Origin of the sequence: Acinetobacter sp. GD03645 (assembly GCF_029845285.1) — a bacterium.
Taxonomy (GTDB): Bacteria; Pseudomonadota; Gammaproteobacteria; order Pseudomonadales; family Moraxellaceae; genus Acinetobacter; species Acinetobacter corruptisaponis.
Genome location: NZ_JAOCLL010000017.1, coordinates 1 through 12,328 on the forward strand (window position 1 = coordinate 1; position 12,328 = coordinate 12,328).

Genomic DNA, 12,328 nt, shown 5'->3' on the forward strand with positions numbered 1-12,328 from the left:
AGAGACGCAAGCGTTTTTAAAATCTTAGTCAATCGGTTGTCTTCTTTTTAAACTTTAAGCCACCTAATCTACTGATTTATATAATTTAAAATTTATTCATTATCTTTAAAAGCAATTTAGTTGATCTAAACATTAATTCAACACACTGTTATTCAATGAATTTTTATTAATATTGCTTTAATTATCAGCTAAAAATCTTGTGGAATAGGTCTTTTATTTATCATTTCCCTGTTATTTATCTTTTTATAAAAGCTGTTTCCTGTAATTTCTTCGATTTAAATTTAAACGCTTAGACGAAAACAACGGCTTTGAATCAATCAAAACCGTTGTTCCAACTGGTTAAATGACAGCCATCTATGAAGAGGTTGTCGTTCTAACAATATTCAGGAAATAAAGATGACGTTCATATTGGTCAATAATGTCCTGAATCAAGTCCTCCTGGGTCCAGTCCATCACATCATAGTTTTGACCGCCTTCCCGTAAAAGCACTTCCGCCTGAAAATAGCTGGCCGCATCCTCATCCGCCCGCCCTAGCATAAAGCTTGGTGGCACAGTTTCATGTGAAACCACTTTATAGGTGAAGTTAATTTCATGGTGATGGTCAACATGCAGTTGCAGGCCCTGTTCAATCTCCCGAATATCAACCTCTAAATGACGGCGTTTAAATTCACGCTGAATACTTTCAAATGCCTGACGCACCTGTGTATTGATATACTGCCGCACTTCAGCCTCGGTATGCGGATAGTGCATGATCAGGCCCAAACGCTGCTGCCAACTTCGTGGATTATGAATCGCCCGTGGGGTAATCCGTGCCTCCTGAATGGCGTTCATCTTGGTCACATCAAGCTTCAGGGCTTTTAACAGGCCCCAGCTCATCAGCAGCATCACAAAAGTAAACGGTAAGGCGCTCATGATAATGGAGGATTGCAAGGCTGATAGACCACCGACCAGCAACAAGATAATCGCCAACACCGCCATCAGCACCGTCCAGAACAGTCTTTGCCATGTAGGTGAGTTTTCGGTTTTTGCGGTCAGGTAGTCAGTGACCAATGCGCCTGAATCTGCCGATGTCACAAAGAATAGCATCACCAATACGGTTGCAAGCAGGCTCATCACAGTTGAAAAAGGCAAATGGTTTAGAAATTCAAACAAGGCCACCGATGAATCGTTTTGTACCGCCTGAATCAGGGTAGTATTGTGTTCTTGCAGAATACTGAACAGTGCAGCATTGCCCAGAAAGCCCATCCAGATAATGGTAAAACCCGTTGGGATTAACAGCACACCAATGATAAATTCACGAATGGTTCGCCCTCGTGATACACGGGCAATAAACATCCCCACAAATGGCGACCATGAAATCCACCATGCCCAATACATAATTGTCCAGCCACCAATCCAGCCATTCGGTTGGTAGGCATACAGGTTAAATGTCATGCCAAACAGGTTGGATATATACGAACCCATGTTTTGAATGGTGGTCTGGAGTAAATAGATACTTGGGCCAGCAATAAAGACAAAGGCTAAAAGTAGCAGTGCCAAAATCAGGTTTAGTTCAGAGAGACGCTTTACCCCTTTATCCAGCCCAAGGAATACAGATAAGGAAGCCAAGGCACTGACAAAAATAATCAGGATAACCTGAACATTGCTGCTCTGTTCGATGCCAAACAGGTAGTGCAAACCTGAGTTGATCTGGGTCACCCCAAAACCTAAAGAGGTTGCGACACCAAAAACCGTACCGATGGTGGCAAAAATATCAATGCTATCACCCAAAGGCCCATAAATTTTCTTACCGATAATCGGATACAGGGCCGAACGGGTTTTTAAGGGCAGATTATGGCGATAGGCAAAATAGGCCAGGGACAGTCCAACAATCGCGTAAATCGCCCATGCATGCAGACCCCAGTGGAAAAAGGTGATGCGCAAGGCCTGCTGGGCCGATGCAACGGTTTCAGGGTCGCCACTGGGTGGGCTGACATAGTGCATCACGGGTTCAGCGACCCCAAAGAACATTAGGCCAATGCCCATGCCTGCGGTAAACAGCATGGCGAACCAGGAAGCATTGCTGTATTCAGGCTGGCTGTGATCGGGTCCCAGCTTGATTTTTCCACTGGCCGAACAGGCAATATAAATCAGCAAGATCAGGAACACCGCAACGGACAGGACATAAAACCAGCTGAAGGAATCGGTGATCCACTGCTTTAGCTGCTGAGTGAGAAATTCAAACGAACTGGGTGCGATAATGACAATTGCCAAAAAAATCGCAATGATAATCACCGTGCTTAAAAACACGTTTGGATTGACATTCGCAAACTGCGAAGTTGGTTTGGAAGGCATGGTTACCCCACGTTATTTTAATGATCATGGACAGACCCTAGAGGGTCAAACAAGACATTCACAAGGTGAATAAAAGCGAGTTCAGTACATGCAAAACTCGACATTTATTATAGGAAACGTGAAAAATAACGCAGTTGTAATGCTGTAACAGGGCTATTCCCTATGGCTGGACTGCTTGGGTAAATGGGCAATATATTGCAGTGCGATCAGGCGTGACACCACCACCGCAAGGTACATCACCCCACCAAACATTTGCAGCATCGCCAGTACCCGTGCGGCTGGGCTAAGTGGCATAAGATCAGACAATCCCGTGGCGGATTGCAGGCTGAAACTGAGAAACAGCAAATCCAGCCAGCTTTGCAATGGCTGTACCTGATTGGGATTTTGAAAGCTATAAGGCAGGACAAGCTGGCAAATAGCATATAAAAAGGCAAAGCCCCAGGCGATTAGGGTAAAGACCGCTCCCGCAGCAAATAGCTCATCCTTGGTGAGGTAACGGTCGGCAAACATATAACGCAGCAGTCCATAGGCGGCATAAAAATAGGCAAGCGCCTCAAAGCTATAGGCCGTGACCTGAATGGCTGGGCTACCGTAGCCAATAAAAATCAGGATGGAAAACAGGAAAGCGCCACTGACAAAAACCAGTCCCCAAAAGGTAAATACAGGGGTCTGGCGAATTACCTTGGCAATAATCAGTAGCGCCAATACACCCAATGACCAGGTCAAGGCACGGTATTCACTGTCACCCGATGTGAGCATATATAAAATCAACAGGGCCAGTTGTACCAGTAACAGCCATGCGGATGGGAGTAAACGAAACGTTTTCCAAAATTCCCTCAAGGTTTGCATGTGGTTTTCCCAAGTATTGTTATGGTTTTCATTATGTTTATAGCATCATACTGCATCCAGAAAGGAAACAATCATTTTGGACAGTTCTTGTTGCAGGCGCTGCTCCTGAATCAGGAAATTATTTTTGCTGACGTAACGCATCATGGTAAACAGGGTGCTGTTAATGATCACGAATGACTTATGCTTGAGTGTTTCAAAGTCCCAGTGTGGATAGTAACGCCCAAACAGGTACATCCCAATTTCCAGAAAATGTCTTTCCAGCACCTGTGCCGCATCCGAGTCACTGTAGGCATGCCAGTTCTTTAAGATTTCAATAAAAAAACCCTGATCAGACTTCAACGATTCAAAGCCAAAGGCAATGCTTAATGTGATGACGTCCTGAATACTGGTTTGCTGTTGCAGCATCACCAACTGTTTCAATGCCTGCCCCAGATCCTCACTTTTACGTAGCAGCAGTTCCGCCACAATCTGTTCCTTGTTTTCAAAATACTGGTAAATCGAACCAACACTTACTCCTGATTTTTCAGAGATTTTCGGTGTGGTGACATGCAACACGCCATACTCAGAAATGCATTTTTGTGTACCCTGCAAAATGCTTTCCACAATCATTTTGGCACGTTGCTGCTGTGGTCTTTTTCTCATGCTCAGCCTCAAGGAAAATGCGAATTGAATACGAATATTTATTCATATTAAGCTTTGATTAAATAACAATCAGGGGCTTTATGCAATGCAAAGCATCGTTAAACCTAAACGTCTGGCTGCATTTGAAGACATGATTCAGTCGAATGTGAAATCCAAAATATTAAGCTATATGACTCGTCAGAATGTTCAGCCGAGTTATGGGGACTATCTGGCATTGAATACCGCCCTGCAAAGTGGTGATGAGCCGATGGATCAGGTGTTGCGCTGGGTGCTGCAAAATCCAAAACAGCACCGCAAGTATTTTGAAACGGCACTACATGAGGGTTTGGACAAGCTGCCTCATGAGATTCCTGAACTCAGCAATTTTTTTCAGCTCATTGAGCAAAAACCCGTTTGGTACGATCAAGGCAAGATTGATGAGGCACTGAAATTTACCTATCGGCTGGGTGTGAACAACGGCCTCATCCTGAGAGATGTCTCCCTCATGACAGGTTATCTGTATCCAGGCTTTAACCAACCATTGGTGTTGACAGGCGCATTAAAGAAAGAGGCAGGCACCCGTTTGGCCGAAACCACCAAATGGTGGGTTGACATCACCGAACAAGATGGTTTTGAACGTTTTAGCAAGGGCTTTACCTCAACGATTTTTGTGCGCTTTATTCATTCACTGGTACGCCATCAACTGCAAAAATCAGAAAAATGGGATGCTGAAACCTGGGGGCTGCCCATCAACCAATATGATCAGGCCATGACCAATATTGCCTTTAGCGGTGTGGTATTGCTGGGTATTCGGGCTTTGGGGATTTTCCCAAGCAAGCAGGAAGTTGACAACTTTCTACATTTCTGGAAATACGCAGGCTGGTTGATGGGCATTGAAGAAAAATGGCTGGTGGATAAAGAAGCTGAGGGCTGGAAAATGATTTACTGGATGCAGTTTGCGCACCCCCAAGCTGATGCCACCAGTGTTTCACTGGGTTCCAGTCTATCAAAAGAACCATTTGAACGAAAATATCGCTATCTGCGCTCTTTCCAGCAAAAACTGGCCTACAAGCAGCATCTGGAAATTACCCAGTTCTTTATTGGACGTAAAAAAATGCAAAAGCTGGGCCTGGCACCGCAATCGGCCTCATGGTTTGCCTATTATCTGATTGGTCGGAATTTAGCGCTGTATACAGGTGCCAAACATATTCCAAAATTAAATCATTTCCTTGAACAGAATGGACGGCATTTACAGAAAATTGGTCTGTCATTGTATCGCAATCAATCACAGCAACTGGCAAGCATGCATCAATAAACCATAAAAAAGCCCTCAATCGATGAGGGCTTTTTTGATCAGGGGTAATTAGTGATCTGATGCGCCAGAAGCACCGATTCCTGTCATTGAGCGAACAAACTGTGCATCAAACGCCTTACGTTCTTTCTCTGCACGTGCTGACTTGTCAGTGACTGAGAACAACCAGCAACAGAAGAATGAAAGTGGCATTGCGAATAATGCTGGACCATTGAATGGGTTTGGCGCAGTTTCAGAAATCGCCAGTGTATCCACCCACACCGCCTTGGACAGAATGATCAGGCTCACCGCACCCACCAAGCCAACCACACCACCAATCACGGCACCACGTGTCGTCAAGCCTTTCCAGAACATAGACAATACCAGCACAGGGAAGTTTGCACAGCACGCCACTGAGAATGCCAAACCAACCATGAACGCCACGTTTTGTTTTTCGAACAGGATACCCAAGATCATGGCAAAGATCGCCAAGCCTAAAGTTGCGATTTTTGACATACGCAATTCAGACTGAGGGGTGGTTTGGCCTTTCTTGAATACGTTGGCATAAAGGTCATGCGAAATTGCTGACGCACCTGACAGGGTCAAACCAGCCACCACCGCAAGGATAGTTGCAAATGCCACCGCTGAAATGAAGCCCATGAACAGGTCACCACCGACAGCATCACTTAAATGCACCGCAGCCATGTTGTTACCACCCACCAACTCTAATTTACCTGTCACTGCCGCTTTGGCAAGATCAAGGAATTGAGGGTTGTTTGAAACAAACAGGATTGCACCGAAACCGATAATGAATGTTAAAAGATAGAAGTAACCAATGAAGCCTGTTGCAACCACAACTGATTTACGTGCTTCCTTTGCATCTTTCACGGTGAAGAAACGCATCAGGATATGTGGCAAGCCTGCTGTACCAAACATCAAGGCAAGACCAAGTGACAGTGCATCAATCGGGTTTGCGGCAAGCTTGCCTGGCCCCATGATTTTTGCGGCTTCATCCCAGCTCATGCTGTGTGCCTGACTATATACACCAATCGCCTGATTAAACATATTGGTGAAACTAAAGCCAACCGCTTTCATCACCATGAATGCCATGAATGTCGCACCACTGAGCAGCATCACCGCCTTGATGATCTGTACCCATGTGGTTGCCAGCATGCCACCGAAGATCACATAGGCCATCATCAACAGACCCACGATCACCACAGCAATATTGTAGTTCAGGCCGAAAAGCAGCTTGATCAACTGACCCGCACCCACCATCTGTGCGATGAGATAGAATGCCACCACAACCAGTGAACTGAATGCCGCCAGGGTACGAACTGGCTTTTCTTCAAGACGGAACGACACTACATCAGACAGGTTGAATTTTCCAAGGTTGCGTAGACGTTCAGCCACAAGGAACAATACGATTGGCCAGCCCACCATGAAACCCAGTGAATAGAGCAGACCATCAAAACCTGAGCTAAACACCATTGCGGAAATACCGAGGAACGATGCCGCTGACATATAGTCACCCGCAATCGCCAGACCATTCTGGAAACCACTGATCCCACCGCCTGCCGTATAGAAATCCGCAGTACTGGTGGTCTGCTTTGCCGCCCACTTGGTAATAAACAAGGTGAAGCCAACAAAGATCGTAAACATGATGATTGCATGCCAGTTGGTGGCCTGCTGTTCTGCCGCACCCAAATCTGGACTGGCAAATGCGAGACTTGAGCAACATAGGCTTGCAAACGCAAACACTGCCGCCTTGATTGATGTTCCATTCATCTCAGTGCATTCCTTTTTCATGTGCAATCGCCTCAACTTCCTTGAGGGCCTCTTCATTCAGTTGGTCAAGCTTGTTGTTGGCAATGTAGGAATACACACCACACAACACAAATGACAGCACAATAATGCCTAAACCGAGGGGCATCCCCCACGTGGTGATACCGCCGCTAAATGAACTTGCCAAAAATTCTTTGTTATAGCCAACCAAAAGCATAAAACCAACGTAGATAAACAGCATGATTGCTGTTAATGTCCAACTCAGTGTGCGTTTTTTGCTGACCATCTCTTGAAACTTTGGATTATGTAGAATTCGATCTACCTGTGAATCATCCATAACCAACTCCTTATTTTTGTGTCCAACCGTGGACCCCTTTTTCGAATGGGATTTTTCATTATTCAAATTAGCAAGATTCCACTTGACTCGTAACTTAGACTTTGGTCTCTAAATGTAATCTTGTTTTAACGCACGTTCCGCGCTTCGCGGTATGATAAAAAATGGGACTTGATCACGTGAGCAATATGAACAGTTGGCTGATTATTGGGGTACTTGCCCTGTATATTGTGGTGCTATTCGGCTGCGCGTTTTTCGGAGAGAAACACGCCAGCCGCCTTAGCCCGCGCGGCCGCATGTTGCTGTTCAGCCTGACCCTGGGTGTGTACTGCTCATCATGGACTTTCTACGGTGCCACAGGCGCAGCCGTCCGTGAGGGGGTGATTTTCCTGCCGATCTATCTGGGTCCGCTGTTGTTTATCTGGTTCGGTTATGACATCTGGAGACGGCTGGGCCGTATTCGCCAGCACCACGCCATTTCCTCGATTGCCGACTTTGTCGCGGCCCGCTACGGAAAAAGTGGCAGTCTGGCTGCGCTGGTCACCATCCTTGCCGTGATTGCCATTGTGCCCTACCTTGCCCTGCAACTCCGTGCCATTGCGCTGAGTGCATCAGTGATTCTTGAGCAAAATGCCCATATCCATACCACCACCAACAGTGTGCTGGTGCTGACAGGCGTACTTGCGATCTTGGCAATGATCTTTGGTACACGTCATATTGCCCATACCGAACAGCATGGTGGCCTGATGCTGGCGGTGGCGTTTGAATCTTTTGTCAAGCTGTTTGCTCTGCTCTGCGTCGCGGGTTTCTTTTTATTGCAGTCGCCTGAAAACATCAGGCAGGTCAGCAGTGATGTCAGCCAGCATTTTCATGACCTCCAGCAGCTTGGTGTACCTGAAACATTCTGGATTCAAACCCTGCTCGCCGCACTGGCAATGATTTGCCTGCCACGCCAGTTCCATGTGGCGGTGGTCGAGTTACGGGATGAAAAGCATATTCGTGGCGCACGGCGCTGGTTTGCAGCCTACTTAATCCTGACCATCATTGCGATTATTCCAATTGCCAGCTGGGCGCTACACTCGCTGCCTGAGTCACTGGGTACACCTGATGTTGCGGTATTGGCCCTGCCGCTCAGCTATCAACAGGACTGGTTGACCCTGCTGGCATTTCTGGGCGGTTTCTCCGCCTCCACAGGTATGCTGCTGGTGGCATCTGTTGCCCTCTCGATCATGCTCAGCAATGACCTGATCATGCCTGCGTTGTGGCGCTTTAAGATTATTTCCCGACAAGACCAGCAACTTCCCAGAGTGCTGAAACTGACACGGCGCTTCAGTATTGTCAGCGTGATGTCATTGGGGTTTTTATTCTTCCATTTCTTCAATGACATTAACCAGCTCTCGGTTTTTGGCCTACTGGCATTTAGTGCCGTTGCACAGTTCTCGCCAGCCTTGATTGGTGGTCTTTACTGGCGTGGCGCAAGCCGTCAGGGGGTTTATGCAGGCCTGTTGATCGGTTTTGCCATGTGGAGCTACACCTTGCTTTTCCCAACAGTGTTGCGCAGCCTGCCTGAGCATTATCAGGCTTTTGCCCAGCATTTGTTGATGTTTGGCCCTTTTGACATCAATGGCTTGCGTCCAGAAGCCCTACTCGGCTTTGAGTCCTTTGCACCCCTGACCCACGGGGTGCTATGGTCTTTGGGATTGAATGTGGTTTCATATATCTGGGTCTCACGCCTGTATCGTCCCAGTGTTGCTGAACAGATTCAGGCTGAAAGCTTTTTTTACTATGAAAGCAAGCCCCTGCCATCCGCCCAGTCCAATACCGACCTAACTGACCTGCACCAGAATGCGGCTCGTCTGAAAGTGGGTGACCTGCTGGCACTGGCAAAACGGATTACGGGGGACCGCCCAACCACACAGGCATTCCAGCAGTTCTGTGAGCAGAACCATGTCATCCTCAATGAAAACCATGTGGCAAATGGCATGTGGTGGCGTTTTACCGAACAGTATCTGGCGGGAATTATTGGCGCGGCCTCTGCCCGTACCTTACTCACGACTGCCATGATCAATAACGGCCTGGCTTTAGGACAGGTGGCGAATATTCTGGACCAGGCCTCCCAGTGGCAGCGCTTTAACCAAAACCTGTTGATGACCATGATTGACCATATGACTCAGGGGGTCAGTGTGGTGGATAAAAATATGTGTCTGGTGGCGTGGAACAATCAGTACCTGAAACTGTTTGATTATCCCAAAGATCTGGTTTATGTGGGATGCCCGATTGCTGATTTAATCCGTTATAACGCCGAACAGGGTGAATGTGGACCAGGTTCGGTTGAAGAGCATGTAAATAAACGGATTCACTGGATGAAAGTCGGCAGTGCGCATGAATTTGAACGGATTCGCAAGGATGGTCTGGTGATCCAGATGCGCGGCAACCCAATTGAAGGCGGCGGCTTTGTCACCACCTTTGCCGATATTACCGCGTTCCGTGAAAATGAGGCGGTGCTGGAAGAACGGGTCAATGACCGTACCCAGCAGCTTGCCAATGCCCTGACCGAACAGAAATTGGCACTGGAACAGGCCGACAAGGCCAACCAGTCGAAAAGCCGTTTCCTTGCCGCAGCAAGCCACGACCTGCTACAGCCCATGCATGCCGCACGCCTGTTCAGCACTGCACTGGAGCAGAGCGTCGAAAAAACTGAGGACATACAAACCTTGCAGCAACTGGACCGTGCCCTGTATGGCGCGGAAAGCATGCTGTCTGCCCTACTGGACATCGCACGTCTGGAGGGTGGAACCATTCAGCCAAAACGTCAGGCCTATTCACTGCATGACCTGTTAAATGATCTCGAACTACAGTTTAAGTCGATTGCCGCACAGCGCAATATCCAGTTGTCTGTTCACGACACCAGGTTCTGGGTAGATACCGACCCGCAATGGATGCGCCGCATTATCCAAAACTTTGTCAGCAATGCCCTGCGCTATACTGCACAGGGTCGTGTGGTGGTGGGTGTGCTGCGTTCGGCACAACGTCCAAAGCATATTCGGATCGGGGTTTGGGATACAGGCCCTGGGATTAATGAACAGCAACGCGTGAAACTGTTTCAGGAATTTGAGCGTTGCGGTCATACCTCGCCCTGGGGTGAGCAAGGTCTGGGATTAGGACTTGCAATCGTGCAGCGTATGACCAGCCTGCTGGATTTCCCAGTTCATGTCTATTCAGAACTGGGCAAAGGTTCCTGCTTTATCATTGAAGTGCCATTGGCTGAAGCGCCACAGCAACAAGCCCCTACCCCACAGTTGACCGCGCTGCAACACACTGCTTATAAAGTGCTGTGTCTGGACAATGATGAAACCATTCTGCAAGGCATGCGTACCTTGTTGAGCAAGTGGGGCTACCAGATTTTTACCGCGACTGAACCTGCGGAGGCGCTCAGGCTGATTGAACAGGAAGACATTCAGGTCTGGCTGATTGACCAGCATCTCAACAATGAGCAGCGCGGACTGGATTTCATTGAAAAATATCGTCCAGCCCATATTCCTGTTGCCCTGATTACTGCGGATTCCGATCCAGAACTTCCCCAGTGCCTAAAGCAACAGAATATTGTTTTGCTGAGAAAACCCCTGAAACCTGCTGGATTGCGCGCATGGTTATCAGGCTTAAAAATCATGCCAATGGGCTAGACAATCTGAACTCAACTTAAATATTCTTATAACTTTTGAAAATGATAAATATCTTTGTGGAATCTTGCCGAGTTCTCATCCAATTTCAGGATAAGCCGTCGGCTGGACCTACTTTTGTTTCGGCATGAGGAGCGAAGCTCCGCAAGGGCAACCATCTTGCGCAGCTACATCGCTGCTCACCGCAAAACTCGTTGACTACCATCAGCTAATGAATAAATCGCAGAAACAGTACCTTAATTAATGGCGTCCTGTCTCAAACAATTGCGGATGACGTTTCCGAGTATCACATTTCTTACCAAACTCAGGCTAAATAGCAAAATATTTTTCCTGATAGGCAAAAACCATCAAAACCACAGGATTTTCTGAATAATAAATTGACCAAAGTGCTCAAATGATTTTTGACTATGGCAAAAACGTTCACTTACATTAGTGAACGTTTGTACACTTACTTACAATTATACAATTCATTGTTTTTACTTATTATTTTTACCATAAAAAACCCACCTACAACTTTAGTCGTATTCTACTTGCATCCACAAACACGCAAAAATTGATCAACTTGATAGAAGCCGTTTTTCATGCGTTTAGGTTTCTAGCAAAACTATCACAAAGGACATTGATCATGAATAGTAGCCACTCCACCTCTGAGCATACCTCACAACAATTTTACCGCCAATACAGTGCCAACGCCTTATTACCAGAACTAGACTGGCAAAACGTCTTTGCGCAAAGCAAACTTAACGATACCCATTTACGCGCACTGAATACGATTTACCAAGCTGCTGTTCCACTTGCGTTGAATGTTTTCCATGAACTGAACTTTGATGTGTTCGCACCCGCCGCCTACCATCCGCAGGGTTTGGGGTTGTTCGAAAAACTGGCGCAGCAGGAAGAAAATTTCCTGAACATCCTTGAAACTGAGTCAGCACATCTGGACCATGAAACACGCCATCAAATGTGGAGCATGCTGTTACGTGGCGGTGCGGTACTGGTGTTCAAGGCTTGGCTGGGTCATGTAAAAACGGGCGGCAGCCAACTGGATAAAACCCAGTTTGATGAGCTTTCCGACCTGCTGTTCATTAAAACCCGTCCTGAGCAGTTAGCCCAGCGTTTAAAGGTGGACTCAAGTGCAACACTGCCGCATATTTTTCTGATGCATGAAAATGAGGTGTTTCTAGACCACTTCAACAGTCTGGAAACAGCCGCCCTATTCGTTGACCTGGGTGTATATGATGCGGCGTTCCTGAGTTTACGTGATGACCGCGTGGCTGAATATCTCAAGGCCAAGGGCTATGTCACCCAGGAACAGATTGATGATCTGCAATGCGCACTCAACCCTTTGTACTGCGACAGCTTAATGCCAAAACAGGATTGTTTGGCTTAAGGTGAATAAAACAAGGTGGATATCTCCACCTTGTTTCTCAAGATGAT

Annotated in this window: 8 protein-coding genes; 3 read left to right on the forward strand and 5 right to left on the reverse strand. The window is 47.0% G+C overall.

Features of this window, described 5'->3' with window-relative positions; all coding sequences use genetic code 11:
• Positions 1–354 precede the first annotated feature (354 nt).
• The 3 genes from betT to N5J47_RS13520 all read right to left on the reverse strand — a co-directional run bounded on the left by betT (position 355) and on the right by N5J47_RS13520 (position 3,825).
• Complete coding sequence (betT, locus tag N5J47_RS13510; RefSeq protein WP_279960342.1) at positions 355–2,334, reverse strand: choline BCCT transporter BetT; 1,980 nt, start codon at positions 2,332–2,334, stop codon at positions 355–357.
• 153 nt (positions 2,335–2,487) lie between these two features.
• Complete coding sequence (locus N5J47_RS13515) at positions 2,488–3,183, reverse strand: ion channel (protein WP_279960343.1); 696 nt, start codon at positions 3,181–3,183, stop codon at positions 2,488–2,490.
• 45 nt (positions 3,184–3,228) lie between these two features.
• On the reverse strand, positions 3,229–3,825 hold the full coding sequence (locus N5J47_RS13520; protein ID WP_267981771.1) for a TetR/AcrR family transcriptional regulator: 597 nt from the start codon (positions 3,823–3,825) through the stop codon (positions 3,229–3,231).
• A gap of 85 nt (positions 3,826–3,910) precedes the next feature.
• Between N5J47_RS13520 and N5J47_RS13525 the strand changes: the two genes are divergently transcribed.
• The gene (locus N5J47_RS13525) at positions 3,911–5,119 is read left to right on the forward strand and encodes an oxygenase MpaB family protein (protein WP_279960344.1); all 1,209 of its coding nucleotides are present in this window, start codon (positions 3,911–3,913) and stop codon (positions 5,117–5,119) included.
• 48 nt (positions 5,120–5,167) lie between these two features.
• On the opposite strand, the gene N5J47_RS13530 is transcribed toward N5J47_RS13525, so the two are convergent.
• Both N5J47_RS13530 and N5J47_RS13535 read right to left on the reverse strand, forming a co-directional pair.
• Positions 5,168–6,883 carry a cation acetate symporter gene (locus N5J47_RS13530; protein ID WP_267981899.1) on the reverse strand — a complete coding sequence of 572 codons (1,716 nt, stop codon included), beginning with the start codon at positions 6,881–6,883 and terminating at the stop codon, positions 5,168–5,170.
• Between the two features lies 1 nt (position 6,884).
• The gene (locus tag N5J47_RS13535) at positions 6,885–7,217 is read right to left on the reverse strand and encodes a DUF485 domain-containing protein (protein ID WP_267981773.1); all 333 of its coding nucleotides are present in this window, start codon (positions 7,215–7,217) and stop codon (positions 6,885–6,887) included.
• Between the two features lie 185 nt (positions 7,218–7,402).
• On the opposite strand from N5J47_RS13535, the gene N5J47_RS13540 reads away from it, so the two are divergent.
• Together N5J47_RS13540 and N5J47_RS13545 are read left to right on the forward strand one after the other, a co-directional pair.
• Positions 7,403–10,897 carry a PAS domain-containing hybrid sensor histidine kinase/response regulator gene (locus tag N5J47_RS13540; RefSeq protein ID WP_279960401.1) on the forward strand — a complete coding sequence of 1,165 codons (3,495 nt, stop codon included), beginning with the start codon at positions 7,403–7,405 and terminating at the stop codon, positions 10,895–10,897.
• 622 nt (positions 10,898–11,519) lie between these two features.
• Positions 11,520–12,281: a hypothetical protein gene (locus N5J47_RS13545; RefSeq protein ID WP_279960345.1), complete on the forward strand. Its 762-nt coding sequence runs from the start codon at positions 11,520–11,522 to the stop codon at positions 12,279–12,281.
• The last annotated feature ends 47 nt before the right edge of the window (positions 12,282–12,328 follow it).

Coding starts and splice junctions, on each gene's coding strand:
- N5J47_RS13535 (WP_267981773.1), bottom strand. CDS start 7,217: ATGGATGATTCACAGGTAGATCGAATTCTACATAATCCAAAGTTTCAA.
- N5J47_RS13540 (WP_279960401.1), top strand. CDS start 7,403: ATGAACAGTTGGCTGATTATTGGGGTACTTGCCCTGTATATTGTGGTG.
- N5J47_RS13525 (WP_279960344.1), top strand. CDS start 3,911: ATGCAAAGCATCGTTAAACCTAAACGTCTGGCTGCATTTGAAGACATG.
- N5J47_RS13545 (WP_279960345.1), top strand. CDS start 11,520: ATGAATAGTAGCCACTCCACCTCTGAGCATACCTCACAACAATTTTAC.
- N5J47_RS13515 (WP_279960343.1), bottom strand. CDS start 3,183: ATGCAAACCTTGAGGGAATTTTGGAAAACGTTTCGTTTACTCCCATCC.
- betT (WP_279960342.1), bottom strand. CDS start 2,334: ATGCCTTCCAAACCAACTTCGCAGTTTGCGAATGTCAATCCAAACGTG.
- N5J47_RS13520 (WP_267981771.1), bottom strand. CDS start 3,825: ATGAGAAAAAGACCACAGCAGCAACGTGCCAAAATGATTGTGGAAAGC.
- N5J47_RS13530 (WP_267981899.1), bottom strand. CDS start 6,883: ATGAATGGAACATCAATCAAGGCGGCAGTGTTTGCGTTTGCAAGCCTA.